General features: G+C 68.8%; 22 protein-coding genes, 1 tRNA gene and 3 pseudogenes. 9 read left to right on the forward strand and 17 right to left on the reverse strand.

Annotated features, from left to right (window positions below):
* Positions 1 to 10: 10 nt before the first annotated feature.
* The 3 genes from OXS27_RS07825 to OXS27_RS07835 form a co-directional block, all read right to left on the reverse strand.
* Entirely contained in the window at positions 11 to 268 is a 258-nt protein-coding gene (locus OXS27_RS07825) for a hypothetical protein (protein WP_267355400.1), read from the reverse strand.
* 87 nt (positions 269 to 355) lie between these two features.
* Positions 356 to 619 (reverse strand): hypothetical protein, encoded by a 264-nt coding sequence (locus tag OXS27_RS07830; protein ID WP_267355401.1) that lies wholly within the window; start codon positions 617 to 619, stop codon positions 356 to 358.
* A 155-nt stretch (positions 620 to 774) separates the two neighbouring features.
* The gene (locus OXS27_RS07835; protein WP_267355402.1) at positions 775 to 996 is read right to left on the reverse strand and encodes a hypothetical protein; all 222 of its coding nucleotides are present in this window, start codon (positions 994 to 996) and stop codon (positions 775 to 777) included.
* A gap of 293 nt (positions 997 to 1,289) precedes the next feature.
* Here OXS27_RS07835 and OXS27_RS07840 point away from each other — a divergent pair, with 293 nt between their 5' ends.
* The gene (locus OXS27_RS07840) at positions 1,290 to 1,655 is read left to right on the forward strand and encodes a cytochrome c family protein (RefSeq protein ID WP_243927036.1); all 366 of its coding nucleotides are present in this window, start codon (positions 1,290 to 1,292) and stop codon (positions 1,653 to 1,655) included.
* A 169-nt stretch (positions 1,656 to 1,824) separates the two neighbouring features.
* Here OXS27_RS07840 and OXS27_RS07845 read toward each other — a convergent pair whose 3' ends face one another.
* From OXS27_RS07845 to OXS27_RS07855, 3 genes are all read right to left on the reverse strand, one after another.
* Positions 1,825 to 2,343 (reverse strand): MarR family transcriptional regulator, encoded by a 519-nt coding sequence (locus OXS27_RS07845; protein ID WP_243927038.1) that lies wholly within the window; start codon positions 2,341 to 2,343, stop codon positions 1,825 to 1,827.
* Positions 2,344 to 2,554: 211 nt separating this feature from the next.
* Complete coding sequence (locus OXS27_RS07850; RefSeq protein ID WP_267355403.1) at positions 2,555 to 3,496, reverse strand: site-specific tyrosine recombinase XerD; 942 nt, start codon at positions 3,494 to 3,496, stop codon at positions 2,555 to 2,557.
* Positions 3,493 to 3,645: a histidine kinase gene (locus OXS27_RS07855; RefSeq protein ID WP_243927040.1), complete on the reverse strand. Its 153-nt coding sequence runs from the start codon at positions 3,643 to 3,645 to the stop codon at positions 3,493 to 3,495. Before OXS27_RS07855 ends, OXS27_RS07850 begins: the two co-directional genes overlap by 4 nt.
* Before the next feature lie 269 nt (positions 3,646 to 3,914).
* On the opposite strand from OXS27_RS07855, the gene OXS27_RS07860 reads away from it, so the two are divergent.
* From OXS27_RS07860 to OXS27_RS07870, 3 genes are all read left to right on the forward strand, one after another.
* Positions 3,915 to 4,526 (forward strand): shikimate kinase, encoded by a 612-nt coding sequence (locus OXS27_RS07860; protein WP_243927223.1) that lies wholly within the window; start codon positions 3,915 to 3,917, stop codon positions 4,524 to 4,526.
* Between the two features lie 13 nt (positions 4,527 to 4,539).
* Positions 4,540 to 5,685, forward strand: a complete 1,146-nt coding sequence (gene aroB, locus OXS27_RS07865) for a 3-dehydroquinate synthase (protein WP_267355404.1) — start codon at positions 4,540 to 4,542, stop codon at positions 5,683 to 5,685.
* 110 nt (positions 5,686 to 5,795) lie between these two features.
* A tRNA-Thr gene (locus OXS27_RS07870) sits at positions 5,796 to 5,871 on the forward strand.
* A gap of 52 nt (positions 5,872 to 5,923) precedes the next feature.
* On the opposite strand, the pseudogene selB reads toward OXS27_RS07870, so the two are convergent.
* Together selB and OXS27_RS07880 are read right to left on the reverse strand one after the other, a co-directional pair.
* A pseudogene (gene selB, locus OXS27_RS07875) lies at positions 5,924 to 7,801 on the reverse strand (selenocysteine-specific translation elongation factor); the annotation flags it as partial.
* 67 nt (positions 7,802 to 7,868) lie between these two features.
* A pseudogene (locus OXS27_RS07880) lies at positions 7,869 to 9,377 on the reverse strand (ABC transporter substrate-binding protein).
* A gap of 576 nt (positions 9,378 to 9,953) precedes the next feature.
* Here OXS27_RS07880 and OXS27_RS07885 point away from each other — a divergent pair.
* Together OXS27_RS07885 and cysC are read left to right on the forward strand one after the other, a co-directional pair.
* Positions 9,954 to 11,558, forward strand: coding sequence for a hypothetical protein (locus OXS27_RS07885; protein WP_267355405.1), 1,605 nt, complete (start codon positions 9,954 to 9,956; stop codon positions 11,556 to 11,558).
* Between the two features lie 23 nt (positions 11,559 to 11,581).
* Positions 11,582 to 12,224, forward strand: a pseudogene (cysC, locus tag OXS27_RS07890) (adenylyl-sulfate kinase).
* A 97-nt stretch (positions 12,225 to 12,321) separates the two neighbouring features.
* Here the strand turns inward: cysC and OXS27_RS07895 are convergent.
* The 7 genes from OXS27_RS07895 to OXS27_RS07925 are packed head-to-tail and all read right to left on the reverse strand — an operon-like array spanning position 12,322 to position 16,532.
* Positions 12,322 to 14,076: a proton-conducting transporter membrane subunit gene (locus OXS27_RS07895; RefSeq protein ID WP_267355406.1), complete on the reverse strand. Its 1,755-nt coding sequence runs from the start codon at positions 14,074 to 14,076 to the stop codon at positions 12,322 to 12,324.
* Complete coding sequence (locus OXS27_RS07900; RefSeq protein WP_267355407.1) at positions 14,073 to 14,480, reverse strand: sodium:proton antiporter; 408 nt, start codon at positions 14,478 to 14,480, stop codon at positions 14,073 to 14,075. Before OXS27_RS07900 ends, OXS27_RS07895 begins: the two co-directional genes overlap by 4 nt.
* The gene (locus OXS27_RS07905) at positions 14,477 to 15,253 is read right to left on the reverse strand and encodes an MnhB domain-containing protein (RefSeq protein WP_267355408.1); all 777 of its coding nucleotides are present in this window, start codon (positions 15,251 to 15,253) and stop codon (positions 14,477 to 14,479) included. The genes OXS27_RS07900 and OXS27_RS07905 overlap by 4 nt, the downstream gene beginning before the upstream one ends.
* A complete protein-coding gene (locus tag OXS27_RS07910) occupies positions 15,250 to 15,501 on the reverse strand; it encodes a DUF4040 domain-containing protein (protein WP_243927054.1) in 252 nt (83 codons plus the stop codon). Before OXS27_RS07910 ends, OXS27_RS07905 begins: the two co-directional genes overlap by 4 nt.
* Before the next feature lie 10 nt (positions 15,502 to 15,511).
* Positions 15,512 to 15,796 carry a monovalent cation/H(+) antiporter subunit G gene (locus tag OXS27_RS07915; protein ID WP_267355409.1) on the reverse strand — a complete coding sequence of 95 codons (285 nt, stop codon included), beginning with the start codon at positions 15,794 to 15,796 and terminating at the stop codon, positions 15,512 to 15,514.
* Positions 15,793 to 16,044, reverse strand: a complete 252-nt coding sequence (locus OXS27_RS07920) for a monovalent cation/H+ antiporter complex subunit F (protein ID WP_267355410.1) — start codon at positions 16,042 to 16,044, stop codon at positions 15,793 to 15,795. Before OXS27_RS07920 ends, OXS27_RS07915 begins: the two co-directional genes overlap by 4 nt.
* On the reverse strand, positions 16,041 to 16,532 hold the full coding sequence (locus OXS27_RS07925; RefSeq protein WP_267355411.1) for a hypothetical protein: 492 nt from the start codon (positions 16,530 to 16,532) through the stop codon (positions 16,041 to 16,043). Before OXS27_RS07925 ends, OXS27_RS07920 begins: the two co-directional genes overlap by 4 nt.
* Before the next feature lie 147 nt (positions 16,533 to 16,679).
* Between OXS27_RS07925 and OXS27_RS07930 the strand changes: the two genes are divergently transcribed.
* The 3 genes from OXS27_RS07930 to OXS27_RS07940 all read left to right on the forward strand — a co-directional run bounded on the left by OXS27_RS07930 (position 16,680) and on the right by OXS27_RS07940 (position 20,321).
* The gene (locus OXS27_RS07930; protein ID WP_267355412.1) at positions 16,680 to 17,249 is read left to right on the forward strand and encodes an NUDIX hydrolase; all 570 of its coding nucleotides are present in this window, start codon (positions 16,680 to 16,682) and stop codon (positions 17,247 to 17,249) included.
* 119 nt (positions 17,250 to 17,368) lie between these two features.
* Entirely contained in the window at positions 17,369 to 19,087 is a 1,719-nt protein-coding gene (locus OXS27_RS07935; RefSeq protein ID WP_267355413.1) for an IlvD/Edd family dehydratase, read from the forward strand.
* A gap of 64 nt (positions 19,088 to 19,151) precedes the next feature.
* Positions 19,152 to 20,321 (forward strand): acetyl-CoA acetyltransferase, encoded by a 1,170-nt coding sequence (locus tag OXS27_RS07940; RefSeq protein WP_267355414.1) that lies wholly within the window; start codon positions 19,152 to 19,154, stop codon positions 20,319 to 20,321.
* 240 nt (positions 20,322 to 20,561) lie between these two features.
* On the opposite strand, the gene OXS27_RS07945 is transcribed toward OXS27_RS07940, so the two are convergent.
* Both OXS27_RS07945 and OXS27_RS07950 read right to left on the reverse strand, forming a co-directional pair.
* Entirely contained in the window at positions 20,562 to 21,854 is a 1,293-nt protein-coding gene (locus OXS27_RS07945) for an O-acetylhomoserine aminocarboxypropyltransferase/cysteine synthase family protein (protein WP_267355415.1), read from the reverse strand.
* Positions 21,855 to 21,912: 58 nt separating this feature from the next.
* Positions 21,913 to 22,299 (reverse strand): response regulator, encoded by a 387-nt coding sequence (locus tag OXS27_RS07950; RefSeq protein WP_243927068.1) that lies wholly within the window; start codon positions 22,297 to 22,299, stop codon positions 21,913 to 21,915.
* Positions 22,300 to 22,374: the final 75 nt, after the last annotated feature.

The following is a 22,374-nucleotide window of genomic DNA, read 5'->3' on the forward strand; positions in this document are numbered from 1 at the left end:
CGCGCCGCTGTCAGTGCAGGATCGGATCGTCCGTGGTCGGAATGGCGACCACCTCGCTGAACGGAAATTCCAGCACGATGTCGCCAGCCGCATCGGCGACGATCAGGCAAGCGGTCAGGAGCCGGGCTTGGTCCCCCTGCTCGCGCAGGGCCGCACGGATCGTGTCGCGTGCCTTGTCCCAGGCTGCGTCCGGGTCGCGCAGCTCGACGCCGGTCGGATCGCTGATCAGGTCGTCGCCGATCTGCGTGTGGAAGAAATAGCGCGGCATGATCCCGTCACCTCCGAGAACGGGCCCCGGGCGGGGCACGGCGCTCACGTGGTGATCCGGGCCGGCCAGCGCACGCAAGGCCGCGGCTCAGCCGTTGGCCGACCGCATTTCTGTAGGCACGGGGACCGGCCGTAGGGTGCGCACCTGTGCGGATCCGGCGTTTGCGTGCTGATGCTTCTCCATCATCATCAGCGGCCGCAATTCTGGCTCCGCGAAATCGAGCAATCGGGCATTGCGCCAGCGCGGCTTTCCGGCGCCACGGCCGAACCACCGGGGCTTCTCCTCCTCGACCAGCAGCACGAGCCGCCCCGTCCAGGATTTTCGAAACCAGAAGCGCCCGGTCAGCGACATGGTCTGGTTCCTCGCACAGAGCGCCTGCCGCGCAGGCCAAGAACAATCTTGGCCGCAGCATCGCCTGTCGATAGCGGATTTGACCGGACAAGTCTTGATTGATCGGCCGGACGCATGCGTGGATCGTCGCTGTCCACAGGGCCCCGGGGAGCCCCCTAACCCACGATATGGCGGACGATCAGCAGCATCACGACCAGCCAGACCAGGCCCGATACGCCGCACACGAAGCCCCGCAGCAAGGCGGATTCCAGTGCAACATGGGCGGACGCGCCATCCCGCGCGGGCAGCCTGTGCTCCCTCGGCGGCAGCCGCGCGGATGGGGTCGCGGCGAGCAGGCGCGTCAGGCTTGTCGGAAGCGGTCGTTCGTCGGTCTGCACGGCATCATGAGGCTTACAGGACGGGCGACCGGGGCCACAAGCCGGCCCGTGACCGATGAGGCCTTCGTACGGTGTCTCGGTCCATGAGCCGGCGCGCGGCGTGGCTTCGATGTGCCGCACCGAGCCGGGATCGCGATGATGCGCTCAGGCTTTGCCGGTCGCCGTCGCGGTCGGGCGGGGGGCTGGGCCGGGTGGGACCGTTGCGCCTTGGCTGTAACTTCAATTAGACCTATTCCAGGCAGGACCATTCTGCCCACAGTGCTGCCGCGACGGCGGCCAATAGGAGGAAATCCATGCGTTCACTCGTTCTCGGCGCCGTCCTTGCCGTTCTGGTTCCGCTCTCGGTTCAGGCCCAGGAGGCCGGAGACGCGGCCGCCGGCGAGAAGGCGTTCGCCCCCTGCAAGGCTTGCCACAACTTTCAGAAGAATGGCGTCGGACCTGATCTGAAGGGCGTCGTGGGCCGCAAGGCGGGCACCTACGAAGGCTACAGCTACTCGGCGGCCCTGAAGAATTCGGGCATCACCTGGGACGAGGCCAATCTGCACGAGTGGCTGAAGAACCCGAAGGCGAAGGTGCCCGGCACCAAGATGATCTTCCAGGGCTATCCGGACGATAAGAAGATCAACGACGTGATCGCCTACCTGAAGACGCAGTCCTAAGTTCCGTCCGCACGGATTGTGACCCCGGGGGTGGCCGAAGGGCCGCCCCCGACCTGTTTCGGGACCGTTGAAGTCCGTACCCGATCGCGCCGCCATCGTGCGCCGCTGTGCACCCTGGTCGCGATACGCCCTCTCGAGCCGAACCGGTGCGCGGGCGGCAGGGAGCGCTCTAATCCGCGATGATGCCGGCCTGCAGGCCCATCCGCAGCGTCACAAGATCGTGAAGCAAGGCCTTCCGGCCCTCCGTATCGAGGCCGGTCAAGCCGCCGGCATCGTCGGGGATGCAGGCGAGGACGTCGCGCAGCTTGGCGCCGGCCGGTGTCAGGAAGATGCTGACCTGCCGCTCATCGACCCGGTCCCGGGCCCGACGCACGCGGCCCGACGCTTCGAGGCGCTTCAGCAACGGGGTCAGCGTGCCGGAATCGAGGAACAGGCGGTTGCCGATCTCCTTGACCGACAGGCCGTCCTGTTCCCACAGCACCAGCAGCACGAGATATTGTGGATAAGTCAGCTCGTAGCGGCCGAGGAGGTTGCGATAGGCGCGGCCGAAGGCGTGTGCGGCGGCGTAGACCGCAAAGCACAGCTGGTTGTCGAGCCGCTGCCGCTCCTGCTGCGTCGACGGGTCGACGGTTGCATGATCCGACTGGTTCGGCACAGCGCCGCTCTGCAGAGCAGTCGGGCCTGGCATGGATTGATCTCTCTCTGGTAAAGTCTGGCTCGCGTACCGGTATGGCGATCCGTCACATTTAGGCAGTTCGGCATACAAGAACAATCGTCGCAAGCGTCAGGGCACGCGCCGCGTCATTGCGACAGGACATGGTTGCCGACGCTGAAACGCCCCCGACGCCGTCTGGGCTTCCCGTAAACGCCCTTGTGACCGGCCGTTCCGCGACAGTCCGTCAGCCGTCCATCAACGGGTGCAGATCCCGGACCATCGCCTTCAGGCGCTCATCGAGCACGTGGGTGTAGATCTGGGTGGTCGAGATATCGGCGTGGCCGAGCAATTCCTGGACGATGCGCAGATCGGCCCCGTTCTGCAGCAGATGACTGGCGAAGGCGTGGCGCAGCACGTGCGGGCTCACGCGGTCCGGCCGCAATCCGGCCGCCAAAGCTGCGGCCTTCAGGTCGCGGGCGAAGGCCTGCCGGGTCAGATGGCCGCTGTCGCTGTCGGCGGGGAAGAGCCACGGGCTTTCCTCCGGCACCGCCGAAAGATGGACCGTCATGGCGGCGCGGGCCGCGTCGGTGAGCGGCACGAGGCGCTCGCGTCCGCCCTTGCCCTTGACGATCAGGTATCGCTCGCGGCTCGCCCCCGCAGCCCGGGGCAGGGAAACGAGTTCGGATACGCGCAGGCCCGTGGCGTAGAGGAGTTCGAGCAGGCACATCATCCGGCGCGACCGCCGGGCCGGGCCGGGCGCCTGTTCGGCGTCGGCAGCCGCCTGCGCGACGGCCAGGAGGCGGTCGACCTCGACCACCGACAGGATCTTGGGCAGCGTGCGGCCCTGGCGCGGTCCCGAGACCGCGACGCTCGGGTCGACCTCGGCGAGACCCTCTGCGTACAGGAACTTGTGGAAACCGCGCACGCAGGACAGGCGCCGCGCCGCCGACGAGGCCTTGAGACCGCGCGTCTCCAGATCGACCAGGAAGGCGCGCAGCGTCCCGGCATTCACGGCATCGCGGGCGATCCCCGAACGGACGAGGTAGGCCAGATAATCATCCAGGTCGCGCCGATAGGCGGCCAGGGTGTTGGCGCTGGCACCGCGCTCGGCGGCCAGCATGTCGAGATAATCGGCGACCTCGGTGCTGGACGCCCCGTCGCCGCCGCCGTCCTCCGTCGCGCTCAACGGTTGCCGGGCTGCAGCTTCGAGGCGGGGATGGCCACGCTCATCTCCCGCGGCGTCGGCTGAATGAAGGTCGCGAGCGCGAACATCGCCGCGAAGACGAGACCCGCCAGGATCGCAAGGGTGGCGAAGAAACGGAACAGGGTCGGCACGTCGGTCGAACCTCGGGCAGACGATACGGTCGGCGGGGGAAAACGGGCGGCGGCTTTTCCCAACCGACGCGGGTGCCCGGTTTCGACCATGCGAACAAGGCGCTGACAAGGCCCACAACGACACAGCGATGCGTTTCGCTGGCCGCTTGAATCGCGCTAAGAGCCTGCCGCAGGATGGAGGATCGCCCGGCGCCGTGCGCCCGGTGCGGCCAAGGGGGCACCGAATCGAAGCGGTGCGACGGATGTTGGAAGCGGCGGTACACGGGGTGATGCAGGAGTCGGTGGGCGAGGCGGAGGGTGGCGAACCGATCGAGGCGCGGCTGCGCCGCGCGCTCGGCCTGCGCTCGATCGTGCTCGTGGGGTTGATGGGAGCCGGAAAGAGCACCGTCGGCCGGCGCCTCGCGAGCCGCCTGGGTCTGATCTTCAAGGACGCCGACATCGAGATCGAGGCGGCGGCCGGTCTGACCATCCCCGACATCTTCGCCATCTACGGCGAGCCGAGCTTTCGCGACGGCGAGGAGCGCGTGATCTCGCGCCTGTTGCGGGCCGGGCCCCTGGTGCTGGCCACTGGCGGCGGCGCCTATCTGCGTGAGGCCACCCGCCTGCGCATCACGGAATCGGCGATCTCGGTCTGGCTCAAGGCCGACCTCGACGTCCTGATGCGGCGGGTGCGCAAGCGGGGCAACCGACCGCTCCTCCAGACCGAGGACCCCGAGGCGACGATGCGCGAGCTGATGGCGGTCCGCCACCCTGTCTACGCCGCGGCCGACGTGATGGTGATCTCGCGGGAGGTCTCGCACGACCGGGTCGTGCAGGACGTGCTGGAGGCGCTGGACGCGCATCTCAGTGGCGAGCGCTCGATCTCGCTCGCCGCGCAGTAGGAATTCATTGACCGTGACCGAGCCCACGCCCCGCCCCGAACCGCTGACCGTCCACGTCCCCCTCGACGGCGGCCGTGCCTACGACATCCGGATCGGGCGCGGCCTGATCGATACGGCGGGCGAGGCGGTGGCCGCACTCGGCGGTCGCCGGGCCGCGATCGTCACGGACGAGACGGTCGGGGCGCTCTATGCCGGCCGCCTGCGGGAGAGCCTGGAGCGGGCCGGCCTGCAGACGGGCGTGGTGACGGTGGCGCCCGGCGAAGGCTCGAAATCCTACGCGGGCTACGCCGCGGTCTGCGACGGGCTGCTCGGCCTCAAGGTGGAGCGTGGGGACCTCGTGGTGGCGCTCGGCGGCGGCGTGGTCGGCGACCTCGCGGGGTTCGCCGCCGCAACCCTGCGGCGGGGCGTGCGCTTCGTGCAGGTGCCCACCAGCCTGCTCGCGCAGGTCGATTCCTCGGTCGGCGGCAAGACCGGCATCAACGCGCCCCTCGGCAAGAACCTGATCGGCGCCTTCCATCAGCCCCGCCTCGTGCTGGCCGATACCGCGACCCTCGACACCCTGTCGGAGCGCGAGATGCGCGCCGGCTACGCCGAGGTCGCCAAGTACGGGCTGATCGCCGATTCGGGCTTCTTCGATTGGTGCGAGGCGAACTGGCGGGGCATTTTCGCCGGTGGACCGGAGCGCGAGGCGGCCGTGGCGGCCTGCTGCCGCGCCAAGGCTGCGGTCGTGACCCGCGACGAGCGGGAGGATGGCGAGCGCGCCCTGCTCAATCTCGGCCACACCTTCGGGCATGCCCTTGAACGCCTGACCGGCTACGATTCGGCGCGACTGGTCCATGGCGAGGGCGTCGCGATCGGTCTCGCGCTGGCGTTCCGCTTCTCGGCCCGGCTCGGCCTGTGTGCCGGCCAGGAGGCCGGCCGCGTCGCCAACCATCTGGCGCTCGCGGGCCTGCCGACCCGCCTACAGGCGGTCCCGGGCGGGTGCGGCGGCGCCGAGGCGATCGTGGACGCGATGGCGCAGGACAAGAAGGTGCGGGACGGCGCACTGATCTTCATCCTCGCCCGCGGAATCGGCCAGAGCTTCATCGCGCCGGGCGTGGACCGGTCCGCGGTGACGGCCTTCCTGCGCGACGAGCTGACCGCCCAATCCGACGCGTGATCGCGATCCGGCACGGCTCCGGCCTTGCCTAAAGCAGGGCGGGCCGCTATGAGCCTGCCACGTCCGAAGCGCTCGATCGCGCGCCGGGCATGGCCTCCGTTGGGGCCCGGGCCGCAATAGCTCAGCTGGTAGAGCACCTCATTCGTAATGAGGGGGTCGGGGGTTCGAATCCCTCTTGCGGCACCACCAACTCCTCGTTCTCCACCGCGCTCCAGTCCGCCCGGATACGCCGTCCCTCTGGGATGCGGAGCGTGAACCCCCGCGCGTCGAAGAATTCGAGGAGCGGCATCGTGAGATTCCGCCCGATGCCGGCGGCCTCGCGGAACTGCCCCACGGTCAGAAGTCCCTCCGGATGCTGCGCCGCCACGTCCCGGGCGATCCGCGCAAGGTCGGTGAGGATTACCGGCGGGATGTAGTAGCTCTTCGAAATCCGGTGGAGCCAGCCGATGCGGCCGATCTTGTCGAGGAGCGGGCGCAAGACATCCGGATCGCGCCCGAGCCGTTCGGCGAGGAGCGCGAGCCGGGGCTGATCGCGCCCGGCCGCGTCCAGAACGGCCCGGATCGCAGCGTAGAGCGCGGCGTCGGCCGGTTGCAGGCGTGCGATGTGGCCCGAACGGTGGAACAGACGGCCGCTGCGCGCGATTAGGCCATCCCGCAGAAGCCGGTCGAGGGCCGTTGCGAGGACCGGCCGGTCCGGGTCCGGCATCGCACCGGTGATTTCTTCGACCAGCAGGCCGGGATTGTCGGGTGCATCGGCATGAGCCCGGTCGAGTTCGGCCAGCACGCGCAGGACCAGTGCCGCGACCCGCGCCCCGGAGAAGGCCAGCCGCGCCGCGCCGGCCTTGATCACGACCGCGCCGAGGTCCGCCGCCAGGGCCTCTCCCGTCTCGGGCGGCAGGTTGCGCAAGCGAGCGAAGCGGCCGAGGCCGATGCCGGTTTCCGACGCGGCGAGCAGGCACTCCAGCGCCCGGCGATCGTCCGCCCGATCGAGCGCCTCCACGACGGCACGCCGTCCGGGAGCCCAGGCGCCGCGGCGCGGCCCATCGATGTCGATGACCCGGCCACCGCCAAGGGTGCGTGTCGCCGAGATGTCGCGCAGGATGAAGCGGTCGCCGGCCAGCGCGCCGAGCCCCGCATCCAGCGTGAGGATCGCGTGGGCTGCCGCACCGGGGGATACTGCGCCATGGGCCTCCAGCAGCACCCGGCCGGTGGCCGCGGCGGCGCCGAGATGCACGTGGACGGGCGCGTGATGCCGCAACGGCCGCGCTGAGCCGGGCAGGAGACGCAGCGCCACGTCGAGGCGAACGGTCGGCCCGTGAAGGTCCGGCACCAGGATCCAGTGGCCGCGGCCGACCGCCTCCCGCGTGAGTCTTGGGCCGGTCAGGTTGAGGGCGCAGCGTTCCCCGGCCTGCGCCGAGCCGGCTTCGCCGTCGCGGACGCGGATCGCGCGGACCCGCGCCTCGTATCCGCCGGGGGAGATCAGCAGCCGGTCGCCCACGCGAACCGTGCCGGCATGCACGGCGCCGGTCACCACGAGGCCCGCCCCCGGCACCGTGAAGTGGCGATCGACGGCGAGGCGAAATCCGCGTGCGGCGACATCGGTCTCGCCGGCGTAACCCAGGGCTTCGAGATGGCGGGCGAGGTCGGCGATCCCGGCTCCTGTCAGGGCCGAGCAGGGCAGGATCGGCGCAGCGGCGAGCCCGGTTTCGGCGAGCAACGTGCCGATCTCCGCGGTCACGGCGGCGATGCGCGCCGGGTCCGCCCGGTCGGTCTTGGTGATCGCCACGACCCCGCGGCTCAACCCCAGGAGGTCGAGGATCGCGACGTGCTCGCGGGTCTGCGGCATGATCCCGTCGTCGGCCGCGACCGCGAGCAGCGCACAGGCGACGCCGGTGGCGCCCGCCACCATGGTGCGTACCAAGCGCTCGTGACCCGGAACGTCGACGAAGCCGATCGGCGTTTTGAGGAGCCCGCCCTCCGGCGCGTAGGCGAAGCCGAGATCAAGGGTGATGCCCCGGGCCTTCTCCTCGGGCAGCCGGTCGGCATCGATACCGGTGAGCGCCTTCACCAGCGCGGTCTTGCCGTGATCGATATGCCCCGCTGTCGCGACGATCATGCGGCCCGCGCGTGTTCAATCCGATTGAGAACCGGCGCGGATCACTCCGCGCCGGTTGGTTGTGTTGTCAGCCCTTGATGCGGGTCTCGGCGAGTTCGGACATGCAGGTGTCGTAGGCCGTGAACGCCACCCGGTCGGAGACCGCGAACAGCGTGAACGGTGAATACAGGAACAGGGCCTTGGACCTGTCCTGGATGTACCGTTCCACCTCCCGAACGACCTCCTCCGTCCGCTCTGCCGGCGTGTGCAGGAGCTTCTCGTAGAGGGCGTCGAACTCCGGATCCTCCGGACCCTGGCGCAGGGTCGCGTCCTTACCGAAGAACTCGCGGTGCACGCAGGCGACCGGATATTGCGGCGTCCAATCGAAATACCATTCGATCTTGACGTCGAAATCCTCCGGCAGGGCGCCGCGATCGCTGACGAAGCGCGCCGAGAGGCCGATCTTGGACAGGCATTGCCCGATCGCCGCGACCACGCCCTGCCAGCTCGGCGAGGCGACGATCATGATCTCCCGTCCACCGAGGCCCGCCTTCTCCAGAACCGCGCGTGCGGCCTCCGGATCGTGCGGGATCGGGCTCATGCCAGGATCGGCCCCGTAGCGGCCGGGCTGGATGAAGGCCGGGATCACCGTGCCGTAGCCGTGCGCGCCCTGGTCGAGCACGAACTGCCGATCGATGGCGCGGTTGAGGGCCTGCCGCACGGCGGGATCGCGCCAGACGGAATCGGGCTTGGTCTCGTTGAAGACGCCGGTGAGGATCGTCTTGGCCTTCTTCGTCTGGATCCTGCCCTTGTCGCTCTGCGGAAAGGTTTTGGCCTCCGCGGGCGTCAGGTCGAACACCACGTCCACACGGCCGTCACCGGACGCCACGGACTTGATGCCCTCATCCTTACCGATGCCGTTGTCGTAGACGATCCGGACCGTCGGCTTGCGCTCCGGGTTCCAGTAGGTCGGGTTGGGCTCCATCACGACACGATCGGAGCGGGAGTCGATCAGCGAGACACCCTCGGTAAGCACGAACGGGCCAGTCCCCCACGGACCGGGCGCGTCGATGACTCACCAATGGCCTTCGGCCGATCCCGTCTTCGGGTCGATGAAGCCCCATTCGTTCCAGAAGCGCGTCGACGGCAGGTGCATGCCGCGCAGCTTCATCAGAGCCGCGGAATCGCCGCCGGGGAAGCGCATGCGGATGGTCCGATCATCCACCGCCTCGCAGGTGACGTCCCGGGCGAAGTTCAGGAAGGCGCCCGGCGGATGCGGGTTGGTCCATTCCTGCACCTTGTCGAAGCCGAGCTTGAACATCGCGGCGTTGTACGGCTCGCCATCCTGATAGACGGCATCGCGCATCTTGAGTTCGAGGGTCTCGCCGTCGAGCCACCGCCAGGATTCCGCGAGGCTCGGCTGGCCGATCCCGTCGTGATCGACGCGATTGGCCTCTTCCATCGTGTTCCAGGTGATCGATAGCCAGTTGACCGGCGACGGATCCACCACCGTCACCGTGTTGTGAGGTCCCCAGGCGTTGCCGCCTCCGGGATCCCCGGTCGCTTGCGCGTCCATGTCTCCTCCTTGATCCGACATCCGCTGAGGTGCGGGCGCCGTCCGGTTCCGGTTGGGCCGGATGAGGGGAAAAATAGTGCGCTATGGCATTGCCCTCAATCGATCCGGCCTCGGCAATTGGAAGGGGGGCGGTTCCATCGCGTCTCGGTGAAAATCGCCGAGATAACAGGCCAAACTCAGGCTCGCAGTGCCGCGGTTCTCAGCAGAAAGAACTCGAATAGGCGGGATATGCCGCGGAATATTTTGAGCTTATGCATAGATGCGCCCTTCGAAACGATTTTTTCATAAATAAGAAAATTACTACACTCAATTTTATCAAGTAACGCGGCGGGAAAAAGATTTAATTTATAGATATAGTGTGCAATTATCCCCCAATCTAGATTGTAAAAATGACTTACAATTGAAAAATGGGAGCAGTTGTTATTTCTATATCTTCAATACTTCCTCGATGGACTCAAAGATCGGAATGTTTTAACGACCACGCGCGGCTCATCAACAAATCGTGAAAGCGAGAATTACGAATCCATGCTTGTGACGCGGAGCGATCATTCTCTGAGTCCGTCCGTCAGCCGGCACGATCCTGTCCGAACGCCGATCGTGATCGTACTGGGCATGCATCGCAGCGGAACCTCGTTGTGCTCGCAGGTGCTCAGTCTCTTGGGCCTGGATATGGCCGACGATGTCGGGCAACACCCAAACAACCAGGCGGGACACTGGGAACGCTGGGAAATTGTCGAGTTCCACGATCGTGTCCTACGGCTCCTCGGGCGCGATTACTGGTCCGGGACCCATGACTTTCCCTTGCCGAGCGGCTGGTGGGCGCAGCCCGCAGTTCGCGCCATTCAACGTGAACTCGAAGACTTCATCCGGACACGGATGCGGCCGGGGCATCCGTTCGGTTTCAAGGATCCGAGGACGGCACGCCTCCTCCCGCTCTGGACACCGATTTTCCGCGCCCTGAATCTGGATCCGCGATTCGTGTTCTGCGTGCGAAGCCCATCGCAGGTGGCACGCTCGCTGAACGACCGCGACGGCCTCCCCCTTGCGACCGGCGAGTATCGCTGGGCGGTCTACAATGCGGATTGCTGGCGCAACCTACGCACCGAGCCCTGCACCATCGTGTACGATGCGTGGTTCACGGACCCGGACCGGACGTTGGATCGTCTCCTCGCCTTCCTTTCCGACGTGGTCGACGTGGATCGAGCCTCGATCGCGCAGTCCCTCGAGACGCGGATCGATAGGTCACTCCGCCACGACGGGCTGACCCCGAAGAGCACCCAGCAACCGGCGCTGCGTTATTTCTATGAGTTGCTGAGCCAATCGGAAAAGACGTCCGCGACTCACGCCGCCATTGCCCGATTTGTCGAGCAGTTTACTGCCTTCCAGCAGATTCTCCCATTCGAGGGACGAGTAAAGGCAGCAGAGGACCACAGGTCCGCTCAGACCGCAGGGGGGGAGCGCATCCGGGCACTTGGGACCGAACGGGAACAGCAAGCCGCTGAATTGGACGTCCTTCGCACATCCTTGGACCAAGCGCGGATTGAGGTCCAAACGGCTCGCCAGGAGAGCGAGTCATGGCGCGCGCAGCACGACGCCGCCGTGCAGGCGCGGGACGAGGCCGTCGCGGAGGCCGAACGGCACGCCAGAGACGCAGAAGCCGCACGCCGGGACAGCGAGTCATGGCGCGCGCAGCACGACGCCGCCGTGCAGGCGCGGGACGAGGCCGTCGCGGAGGCCGAACGGCACGCCAGAGAAACAGAAGCCGCACGCCGGGACAGCGAGTCATGGCGCGCGCAGCACGGCGCCGCTGTGCTGGCCCGGCACGAGGCCATTGCGGAGGCCGCACGGCACGCCAGAGACGCACAAGCTCTTCGCCGGGACAGCGAGTCACGGCGCGCGCAGCGCGACGCCGCCGTGCAGGCGCGGGACGAAGCCGTCGCGGAGGCCGAACGGCACGCCAGAGACGCAGACGCTGCACGCCGGGACCTCGAGGCGCAGGGCATGCGGTACGCAGCGGCGATCGCCGAAGCCGAGGCGGAGATCCGGCGCCACCGCGACGCCCATGCCGGCCTCCATCAATGGGCGGCGGCCTTCCAGAACGGGATCGCGTCCTCGTGGAGCTGGCGTCTGACCCGGCCGCTCCGCCGCGTCGGGTTTGCCCGCGCGATCCTCCCTCCCCACCCGGACCACATCGATTCCTGACGGCGCTCCGATGCCCGGAGTTGGTGGGCATGCGTACGGACCCTCGCTCGGGATCGAGCAGACTTGAGGCGAGATTGAGTAAGACTATCCGATGGCAAACCTACGCGCCGCGTGAGGCGCGCTGGGCGCAGCTTGGCCAGCGGCCGGCGATCGCTTGGCTGACCGGCTTACCGGGCTCTGGCAAGACCACGATCAGTGATGCGGTGGACCGGGAACTGGCGGCGCATGGACGGCATGTCTGCGTGCTCGACGGGGACAATCTGCGCCACGGACTGTGCAGCGATCTCGGATTCAGCGCCGCAGACCGAGCCGAGAACGTGCGCCGGACCGCCGAAGTCGCGCGGCTGATGGCGGAGGCCGGGCTCGTGGTCATCGTGTCGCTGATCTCGCCGTTCCGGACAGACCGCGCGCGCGCGGGAGATCGCCGGAGACCTGCCATTCTTGGAGGTCTACGTCGATACATCCGTCGCGGTGTGTGAGATCCGCGATCCGAAGGGGCTGTACGCGCGGGCGCGGACCGGAGAGATCTCCGCCTTCACCGGCGTGTCGGCGCCCTACGAAATACCGGAGGCGCCGGACCTGACCCTGCGCACGCAGGGGCTCACGGTCGCGGCGTCGGCGCAACCTCTGTGCACGAGGCTGATGCAGCTCTGCGCAAACACGTGATCGGCGGAGCGCTTTATCCGGGGCATCCTGACGACTGACGGTGCAGAGCGGCGGTGTCGTTCGGATTCGCAGTGACCGAAAACGACGATCGGGTCGCTCATACCATCGCCAGCACCGCCGCGATCACCGCCACGCCGACGGCGAGCCAGACCGCATAATCGCCGATCAACCCGCTATGCAGGATCTCCAGCGCGCGCGTCGGCGCCGACTGTGTGGCGCTCACCGGCCAGACCACGAAGGCCGGCAAGCGCTTTCGGAACAGCCCGTAACCGGCCCCCGCCAGGGCCGCCGCCACCGAGACCCACGGCAGCCAGCCCGGCCCCTCAGCCAGCATTCCGGCTTCCGGCCGGTGCATGAAGGCCGAGACGGCCCGGGGGAGGGCGTGCGCGATCGGGCCCGCCGGGAGCGCGACGTCGACCGCCAGCAGCGCGCAGCACGGGGCCAGCATCAGCCAGAGGGGCCGGTTGGCTTTCTCGCGCTCATCCGCACTCGGCGCACCGGCCTCGTCGCCGGGATCGGGCCCGAGCCCGAGGAAGATGCGACCCGCCGCCCGCAGCACCGCCGCCCCGGTCAGCGCGGCGCCGATCGCGGTGGCGGCGAGCGCGATCCCGTGCCCCTTCTGCGACAGCGCCCCCTGGACGAGGCGAGTGCCCTGGTCGAGAATCCCGATGGGCAGGCCGCAGAGCAGGAGGCCGGCCAGCCCCATGGCGATCCCGGCCGGCCAGATCCCGCGGCCGAGGCCGCGCAGGGCGATCTCGTCGATGCTCGCCTGCGTGGCGAGCAGGATGCCGGCGATCATGAACAGGGCGCCCTTCACCAGCCCGTGGCCGACCACGTAGACCAGCATCCCGCCGGTGCCGCCGGCCGAGAGCGCGCCGAGGCCGGTCAGCATGATCCCGGCATGCGAGATCGTCGAGAAGGCGAGCATCCGCTTGAGGTGGCGTTGCAGCAGGGCCATCCAGCCGCCGAGCAGGGCCGTGGCGCTGCCCAGCCCGATCAGCAGCACCGGCAGGGCACCCTGGACCTGATCGGAGCCCCCGAACACGACGGCGCTCACCTTCGCGAGGCCGAACAGCCCGAGCGAGACCATCGAGCCGGAGAAGATCACCGAAACCGGGCTCGGCGCCACCGCATGGGCGTCGGCGAGCCAGAACTGGAACGGAACAATCGATCCCTTGATCATCAGGGCCGCCGCCACGAGGCAGAAGGCCCCCGCCACCACGGGGCTGCGGCCGCCCTGGGCGATGGAAGCCGCCATGCCGTCGTAATCGAGCGTCCCGGTCTGCGCGTAGATCAACCCGATGCCGCCGAGCATCAGGAAGCCCGCGAGGCTGTTGACCACCGTGAAGTTGATGGCTCCCGCGAGCGACGATTCCGCGAGGTGATAGGCCGTGAGCGCGAAGGCCGCGACGCTCATCACCTCGAACCATACGAACAGGTTGAACATGTCCCGGGTGAAGCAGAACCCGACCATGGCGGCCAGGAACAGCAGCATCAGGATGTGGAAGTGCCCGTGGGTGCGGTCGAAGAAGCCCCAGGCGAACACGAAGGTCAAGGCGTAGAGCAGCCCGATGAAGGCCGCGATCCAGCCGCTCGCCGCATCGACCGAGAAGCCGATCCCGAGATGGACGCCGTCGCGCGGCTCCCAGCCGCCGAACCAGTAGACGAGGGGGCCGTCGGCGGCGTGGACGGCGATCACGGCGGAGAGCGCCGCTACGGCAAGGGCTGCGATCAGCGCCAGGATGTCGGGGATGCGGCCCGGCAGCAGGTGCGCGGTCGCCAGCAGCGTGGCGCAGACCACGAGCGGGATGGCGACCGGGAGCGGCAGGAGGGCGGCGGGAGCGAGCGTCACGAGGCTTGGCGCCCACCGTCGGAGACTTGGCTCGAATCCTGGCACTGGCCGGACTTGCCGCCTGCCCGCATCGGCCGGAGCTTTTCCGGGTCCAGGCTGCCGCCGCGCTTGTAGGCCTGGACCGTCAGGACGAGGAGCAGGGCGGTCAGCGTCGCGCCGACCACGATGTCGGTGAGAACCAGCGCCTGCATCACGGGATCGACCGCGGGGGTACCCGGCGGGTGATCATAAAAAATCGGCGCGATGCTGCCCCAGCGATAGCCGAGCCCCAGCAGCAGCACATAGGTCGCCGACTGGCAGACCCCGAGGCAGCCGACGAGGTGGATGAAGTTGCGACTCGTGGCGATGCCGTAGAGGCCGATGCCGAACAGCCACGCGGCGACCGCGTATGGCAGAACACTCACGCGGATTCCTCCCCGGGCTCGTCGGGTTCCTCGGCCTCACGGGTCTCCTCCATGAATTCCAGGAAGAGCTGCGTGAACCCGCCCGTCACCGCCATCGCGACGCCGAGGTTCTCGACCAGCATCAGGCCGCCGGAGAACAGGTCGCGCAGCGTGCCGAGCGGCAGGATGTTCTGCATGAACGCGGCGCCGGTCAGCATCGGCACGAGCCCGCACAAGGCGAACAGGAGCGCGCCCCCGCCCTCCAGCGCGTCGAGCCAGTGGCTGTGGATGGCGTCGCGCCAACCGGAATAGCCCTCGCCGAGGTAGATCAGCAGGGTCCCCGAGGCGAGGATCACGCCGCCCTGGAAGCCGCCGCCGGGGGTGACGGTGGCGTGCAGCACCACGTAGAGGCCGAACAGGCCGGTGAGCGGCCCGGCGATCCGGCAGGCCAGCACCGTCGCCTCCGAGCGCGGGATCACGGCGCGGCCGGGCCGGCGCATGGCGCGCCCGGTGATGCCCTCGCCGCGGTGGCCACGCAGCAGCACCACCGTGCCGGTGATGGCGGCGAGCAACATGAATTCCTCGCCCAGCGTGTCGAGGCCGCGCAGGTCGAAGTTGATCGCGCTCACCATGTTGGCGACGTGCCGCGCCTCCGGGGTGATCGCGTTGATGCGCTCGCCGTACAGCGCGATCTTGGATCCGAAGGCCGGCAGCCCCGCGATCACCGAGGCGGCGCAGGGCAGCAGGATCAGGCCCGACAGGGCGAGCAGCGCGACGCGGATGCGCGGGCTCACGGTTCCGCCCCGGGCGGCTGCGTGCGCACCGCCATCAGCGCCACGAGGAAGAGGAGCGGAACCGCGGCCGAGCCCACCGCCAGTTCCGACAGGGCGACATCGGGGGCCTGAAGGGCGTCGAACAGGATCGTCAGCACCAGCCCGTTGATCGCGATGGCGAAAACCTGCCGGATCGGATCGCGCACCAGCACCACGGCGCTGCCGGAGATCGCCGTGAGCAGGAACAGCAGCGGCAGGATCACGCTCATCGGGCCAACCTCATGCCGAGCGCCCCTCGCGCATCAGCAGGGCCCGGCCGGACACGTGCGACAGCACCGCGGCCCAGCCTAAGAACACCACCATCATCACCAGGATCTTGAGCGAACGCCCGGAGATCCCGTCGGACAGGAAGGCCGCCACGGTGACGAGGACGGAGGCGGCGACGTTGAGGAAGGCGAGGGCGTGCATCCGGTCGAGGGCCCGGGGCAGGCGCCACAGGGCCAGCGCGGCGATCCACGTCACCGCCACCACGAGGGCGAGCAGCACGCCGATTGCGAGGCTCATATCCAGCGCTCCAGGAAGACCGCGAGCAGCATCGTGCCGGGCAGATTGAGCAGGACCAGGGTGAGGGCGAGGTCGGTGATCGAGGCCTGATCGGTGGCGAAGGCCATCAACGTCAGGATCAGGACCGTCACGCTGCCGGCGAGCTGGTAGGCGGCGAAGCGCTGGCCGGGCGTTCCGCGCCACGCCAGCACCGCCGCGAGGATCAGCGGCGGCAGCAACGCCAGGATGGCGGCCGTCCAGATGTTCATGGCGCCTCACGCTCCAGGGCGTGCGTCGTCACCGTCCCGTGCGCGCGGTCGAGGGTCAGCACGTAGCTGTCCGGCGCGAGCGAGGCGGCGAGCAGCCCGACAGCCCGCGTCGCGGATGCCGTCTCCCCCTCCGGCCGCGCCCACGCGATCGTGGCGGCGCTTCGCTCCTGCGTCGCACCACCCTCTGCGCGCCCGAGCACCACCCGCGCCAGATGGAGACCGACCCGCCACGTCTGCCGGGCCATGCCCAGGATGGCGGGGCCGAGGGGCCGAAGCGATGCGCGATCGAACCGGAAGCGCACGCCGCCGTGCCGCGCCACGACCCACCACCAAGCCGTGCCGAGGGTCGCGCAAGCCACCATGGCGATGCCTTCGTTGACGCTCAGGGAGCCGGCGAAGACCAAGTAGGTCAGAGCGAGCAGCACCCAGATCGCGACGGCATCGCGCGTCGACTGCTCCTTGAGCCCGCTGATCGGTCCTAGCCGCATCGATCCTGACCGGAAGACGCCTCAAAAGCGTAGCCATACGCCTGATCGACCCAACCGGCTTCGAAGCATGGGCGTTCCCGGAACCCGAGGACACGCCTTCGTGTAAGCACAGCGGACGTGGGACGGTTCGGCGGGCGAGGGCGCATCATGAAGGCCGAGATCCTGTCGATCCGCTTCCTTCACGAGGGCTGGAACCGGTTCGGACTCGCACAGGTGCGCCTGCAGGACGGATCCGTAGCGGAGCGGGCGATCGAGGATCACGGACATTCGGTCGGGATCCTCCCCTACGATCCCGAGCGTCGGGTCGCGACGCTGGTGCGCGAGCTACGGGTGCCGCCACTTTTCGCGTCCGGCGAGCAGGTCCAGCTGGAGGCGCCGGCCGGCCTGATCGACGACGGCGGCCCGGAGGAGAATGCCCGCAGGGAGGTCCTCGAAGAGGTCGGCCTGCGCCTGCATGGCCTGGACTTCGTCGGCGCCGCCTATTCCTGCGCGAGTTTGACCACCGAGAAGATCCACCTCTACCTCGCCGCCTACGGCCGCGGAGACCGGGCCGAAGAAGGCGGCGGGGCCGAGGGCGAGCACGAGAACATCCGGATCATCGAGATGCCGCTCGCGGAGCTGGCCGCCAGGGCCGACCGGGCCGAACTCACCGATCTGAAGACGCTGACCCTCGTGCTGGCGCTGCGCCTTCGGCATCCGGAGCTTTTCCCGGCATGAGAATGGGCTCTCGCATCTTCGCGCGGTGGTTGCTAACCGCCATCGTGCTCACCGGGGTCGCGTGGATCGCCTTCCATCTGCGCTGACCGTCGGCGTGCCTGCCTTCAGGGACCGAAGCCATGAGCGATGACGCCCACCATGACGAACCGCACGGGCTCGACCGCGGACTGACCAATTACGGCGACCGCGACTTCGCCCGCTACCTGCGCCGCTCTTTCGCCCGCTCGATGGGTATCTCGATCGGGCTTCTGAACAAGCCGGTGATCGGCATCGCCATGACGCCCTCGGGCTTCAACAACTGCCACCGGGGCATGGACGAGTTGGTGGAGGCGGTCTCCCGCGGCGTGCTGGCGGCCGGCGCCCTGCCGCGGCCGTTCCCGACCGTGTCGCTCGGCGAGGTTTTCCTCAACCCAACCAGCATGATGTACCGCAACCTGATGGCCATGGACACGGAGGAGATGATCCAGGCCCAGCCGATGGACGCGGTCGTGCTGATCGGCGGCTGCGACAAGACCGTGCCGGCCCAGCTCATGGGCGCGGCCTCGGCGGGGCTGCCGGCGATCCAGCTCGTCACCGGCCCGATGTCGACCGGCCGCCACAGGGGCCAGCGCCTCGGCGCCTGCACGGATTGCCGGGGGTTCTGGGCCAAATACCGGGCCGGTACCGTGGACGCGGAAGAGATCGCCGAGGTCGAGGGTCGGCTCTCGGTCACCGCCGGCACCTGCGCGGTAATGGGCACGGCCTCGACCATGGCGTGCATCGCGGAGGCACTCGGCATGTCGCTGCCGGGCACGGCCGCGATACCGGCGGTGCATTCCGACCGGCTGGTCGCCGCCGAGGAGACCGGCCGCGCCGCCGTGCGGTTGATCCAGACAAGGATCGCGCCGTCTCAGGTCATCACCCGCCAGTCTGTCGAGAACGCGATTCGGGTCCTGATGGCGGTCTCGGGCTCGACCAACGCCATCGTCCACCTCACGGCCATCGCCGGGCGGCTCGGCATCCGCGTTCCATATGAGCGCTTCAACCAGATCTCCGACGAGACCCCGGTGCTGGTCGACCTGAAGCCCGTGGGCGAGGGCTACATGGAGGATTTCCACGCGGCCGGCGGCATGGGCGCGCTGCTGCGCGAATTGCGCCCGCTCCTCCACCTCGACACCGTGGACGTCGAGGGCCGGACGCTGGCCGAGCGTCTCGACGAACCTGCCGGCTGGGTCGACCGGGGGGTGATCCGTGCCTTCGACAATCCCGTCTCGCCGGTCGGCGGCCTGGTGGCGCTGACCGGCAACCTCGCCCCCGAGGGCGCGATCTTCAAGCGCGCGGCCGCGACCCCGGAGCTGTTCGAATCCGAGGGCCGGGCGGTTGTGTTCACCGGTCTGGAGGACCTGAGCCGGCGAATCGACGATCCGGATCTCGACGTAAACCCTGGCGACGTGCTGGTTCTCCAGAATGCCGGCCCGCACGCGGCCGGGATGCCGGAGGCGGGCTACCTGCCGATCCCGAAGAAGCTTGCCCGGGCGGGAGTGAAGGACATGGTGCGCATCTCCGATGCGCGGATGTCGGGCACGGCCTTCGGGTCGATCGTGCTGCACATCGCACCCGAATCGGCCGTCGGCGGCCCGCTGGCCGCGGTGCGCGACGGGGACCGGATCAAGCTGTCGATCCGGGACAAGCGGATCGACCTGCTGGTCGAGCCCGCAGAGATCGCCCGGCGCCTCGCCAACCACCAGCCGCCGCCGGCCCCGACCCGGGGCTACAAGGCGCTCTACCGCCGTACCGTCACGCAGGCGCCGGAGGGTTGCGACTTCGACTTCCTGATGGGGCAGGGGAGCGACGGCTGAGCGGCCGGCTTGATCGCCGGCCGTGCCGGGCCCATCGTCCGGCAAAGAATCGGGAGGTCACCGGATGACGCGCGCCTGCATCGTGGGCTGGGCCCACACCCCCTTCGGCAAGCTGGAGGAGCCGGATGTCGAGGGGCTGATCGCCCGCGTCTCCGGCGAGGCGCTGGCCCATGCCGGCGTGGAGGAATCGCAGGTCGACGGCATCTACGTCGGCTCGATGAACACCGGCTTCTCGCAGCAGGGCTTTGAGGGCTCGCTCGTCGCCGTGAACCGGCCGGGCCTCGCCCACGCGCCGGCGACCCATCTGGAGAATGCCTGCGCCACCGGCTCGGCCGCGCTCTACGCGGCGCTCGATTTCGTGGATAGCGGCCGGGGCCGCGTCGCCCTGGTGATCGGCGCCGAGAAGATGACCGCCAAGACCGTGGCCGAGACCGGCGACATCCTGCTGGGTGCCTCCTACCGGAAGGAGGAGGCCGAGATCGAGGGCGGCTTTGCAGGCGTGTTCGGGCGGATCGCGGCGGGGTACTTCCAGCGCTACGGCGACCGCAGCGAGGAGCTGGCCCGGATCGCCGCCAAGAACCACCGCAACGGCGTCGCCAACCCCTATGCGCAGTTGCGCAAGGATCTCGGCTTCGAGTTCTGCAACCGGGTCTCGGACAAGAACCCCTACGTGGCCGCACCGCTGCGGCGCACCGATTGCTCGCTGATCTCCGATGGGGCGGCGGCCCTGGTGGTGGCCGATGCCGAGACCGCCGAGGGGCTGGAACGGGCGATCGGCTTCCGCGCCCGGTCGCACGTCAACGACATCCTGCCGCTCTCCCGCCGCGACCCGACGGAGTTCAAGGGCGCGCGGATGGCCTGGGACAAGGCGCGGGCGCAGGCCGGCATCGGCAACGACGACCTGTCCTTCGTGGAGACCCACGACTGCTTCACCATCGCCGAACTGATCGAATACGAGGCCATGGGCCTCGCCGCCCCGGGCGAGGGTTTCCGCGTGGTGCGCGAGGGGCTGGCCGAAAAGGGCGGCCGGCTGCCGATCAACCCGTCCGGCGGGCTGAAGGCCAAGGGCCACCCGGTGGGCGCCACCGGCGTGTCGATGCACGTGATGGCCTGCCTGCAACTGATGGGCGAGGCCGGCGAGATGCAGGTGCCCGGGGCAGAACTCGCCGGGATCTTCAATATGGGTGGGGCCGCGGTGGCGAATTACGTGTCGATCCTCGAGCGGCGACGCTGAGGCGATAATGGTCGCCCGGCGTTCTCACTCCCCCTCTGCGGGCTACGGGCTGCACAGGTTTTGGGCTTCAATCTGATGACAGAGCGCGACGGCCCCCCCTCTCTCGCCCGGGAGAGGGGACCTGCGCCTCAAATTGCCCACGGACGAGCCCGCCGAGACATCAAACCTGTGTAGCCCGTAGCTCTGCGGGGAAGGGGTAATTGCGCGCCTACCTGCGACGTGACCGCTAAAGCGCCCCGCTCAGCCCAGCCGATCTAGGGCCTGCTGAAGATCCGCGATCAGATCCGCCTCGTTTTCCAGTCCGATCGACAGCCGCACGGTCTCAGGCCCGACCTGCGCGGCGGCCTTCTCGTGCTCCGGCAGCTGCCGGTGCGTGGTCGAGGAGGGGTGGATCGCCAGCGACTTGATCTCGCCGATGTTCACGAGGTGCGAGATCAGTTCAAGCCCGGCGATGAGTTCGAGCGCCGCCGGCTCGCCGCCCTTGAGCGCGACGGTGAAGATCGAGCCCGGCCCGTCCGGCGTGTAGCGGCGCGCCAGTTCCTCCCCGGGCTGCCCCGGCAGAAGCGGATAGCTCACCCAATCCACCGCCGGATGGTCCTTGAGAAAGGCCGCCACCGCCCGCGCGTTGGCGCAGTGCCGCTCCATGCGCAGTGGCAGGGTCTCGATGCCCATCAGCGTCAGGAACGCGTTCATCGGCGACAGGCCGGGGCCGAGGTCGCGCAGGCCGAAGAACCGGCACGCCGCCGCGAAGGGCGTCGCCGGAAACGCCGCGGTCAGCACGAGGTCGTCGTAATCCGGCCAGGGCTCGGTGATCAGGTTGTAGCCGCCGGCCTTGGTCCAATCGAACGTCCCGGCATCGCAGATCATGCCGCCGATGGTCTGGCCGGATCCGCTCAGGAACTTCGAGGTGGAGTGCCAAACGATGTCGGCGCCGTGCTCGATCGGCCGGATCAGGGCCGGCGACGCCAGGGTATTGTCCACGACGAGCGGCAGGCTGTGGCGGCGGGCCACCGCGGCGATCCCGTCGAGGTCCATCACCGAGCCGCACGGGTTCACGATCGATTCGCAGAAGATCGCCCGGCAGTCGGGGGTGATCGCCGCCTCGAAATCCTCCGGGGCCATGCCGCGGGCGAAGCGAGGCTTCAGGTCGTAGCGCCCGTCGAGGCGCCGCATCAGGCCGAGGGAACCACCGAACAGACGCGGGGACGCGACATAGGCGTCGCCGCTCTTCATCAGCGTCATCAGGACCAGCTGCATGGCGGATTGTCCGGAGGACACCGCCACCCCGGCCTTGGCGCCCTCCAGATCGGCGATGCGGCGCTCCAGCGCGGCCACCGTCGGGTTCGAACCGCGTGAATAGGAGAACCCGGTGCGGCGGCCCGCGAAGATATCGGCGGCCTGCTCGGTCGAGTCGAACACGAAGCCGTTCGTGAAGTAGATCGGCTGGACCCGCGCACCCGTGGCGGGGTCGGGCGCGGCGCCCGCGTGGATGGCCCGCGTGGCGAAACGGTGCTGTCGCGTGCTGTCCGTCATGGCTCTCGGTCGGCGGTTCGGGGCCCGGAGCCTCGGTGAGCCCGGGCGGACCGGTGCGTCAAGCCGCGCGCTGGATGAAGGCGCGCAGTGTGCGGACCAGCGTGGTCGGCTCGTAGGGCTTGGGGATGAACCGGGCACCCTCCGGCATGTCGTTCGGGCCGGGCGTGCCCATGCCGGACACGACCAGCACGGGGATCGACGGCCAGCGATGCGCGACCAACCGGGCGAGGGCGAAGCCGTCCATCGAGCCCTGCGGCATGTCGACATCCGTCATCAGGACGCCGACATCGTCGCGGTTCTCCAGCACCTTCAGCGCCTTGTCGGCGTGGCTCGCCTCCAGGACCGTGAAGCCCGCATCCGCCAGGGTGTCCGCGGCCTCCATCAGCAGGAGACCATCATCCTCGACCAGGAGCACCACGGGTTGGTCGCACGGGCTTTCTGACATCAGACCTGCGGAGCTGTGGTGGATTCCGATGCCCGCGCCGTATTCCCCCGGGGCGCTCCCCGTCAAGGCGCGGGG

Origin of the sequence: Methylobacterium sp. GC_Met_3 (assembly GCF_026540775.1) — a bacterium.
GTDB lineage: Bacteria > Pseudomonadota > Alphaproteobacteria > Rhizobiales > Beijerinckiaceae > Methylobacterium.

Excerpts from the sequence above, each read along its gene's own strand:
- OXS27_RS07920 (WP_267355410.1), bottom strand. The coding sequence starts at position 16,044 with ATGAACATCTGGACGGCCGCCATCCTGGCGTTGCTGCCGCCGCTGATC.
- OXS27_RS07950 (WP_243927068.1), bottom strand. The coding sequence starts at position 22,299 with ATGTCAGAAAGCCCGTGCGACCAACCCGTGGTGCTCCTGGTCGAGGAT.
- OXS27_RS07935 (WP_267355413.1), top strand. The coding sequence starts at position 17,369 with ATGAGCGATGACGCCCACCATGACGAACCGCACGGGCTCGACCGCGGA.
- OXS27_RS07825 (WP_267355400.1), bottom strand. The coding sequence starts at position 268 with ATGCCGCGCTATTTCTTCCACACGCAGATCGGCGACGACCTGATCAGC.
- OXS27_RS07930 (WP_267355412.1), top strand. The coding sequence starts at position 16,680 with ATGAAGGCCGAGATCCTGTCGATCCGCTTCCTTCACGAGGGCTGGAAC.
- OXS27_RS07925 (WP_267355411.1), bottom strand. The coding sequence starts at position 16,532 with ATGCGGCTAGGACCGATCAGCGGGCTCAAGGAGCAGTCGACGCGCGAT.
- OXS27_RS07945 (WP_267355415.1), bottom strand. The coding sequence starts at position 21,854 with ATGACGGACAGCACGCGACAGCACCGTTTCGCCACGCGGGCCATCCAC.
- OXS27_RS07915 (WP_267355409.1), bottom strand. The coding sequence starts at position 15,796 with ATGAGCCTCGCAATCGGCGTGCTGCTCGCCCTCGTGGTGGCGGTGACG.
- OXS27_RS07830 (WP_267355401.1), bottom strand. The coding sequence starts at position 619 with ATGTCGCTGACCGGGCGCTTCTGGTTTCGAAAATCCTGGACGGGGCGG.
- OXS27_RS07940 (WP_267355414.1), top strand. The coding sequence starts at position 19,152 with ATGACGCGCGCCTGCATCGTGGGCTGGGCCCACACCCCCTTCGGCAAG.
- OXS27_RS07845 (WP_243927038.1), bottom strand. The coding sequence starts at position 2,343 with ATGCCAGGCCCGACTGCTCTGCAGAGCGGCGCTGTGCCGAACCAGTCG.
- OXS27_RS07840 (WP_243927036.1), top strand. The coding sequence starts at position 1,290 with ATGCGTTCACTCGTTCTCGGCGCCGTCCTTGCCGTTCTGGTTCCGCTC.
- OXS27_RS07860 (WP_243927223.1), top strand. The coding sequence starts at position 3,915 with ATGCAGGAGTCGGTGGGCGAGGCGGAGGGTGGCGAACCGATCGAGGCG.
- OXS27_RS07910 (WP_243927054.1), bottom strand. The coding sequence starts at position 15,501 with ATGAGCGTGATCCTGCCGCTGCTGTTCCTGCTCACGGCGATCTCCGGC.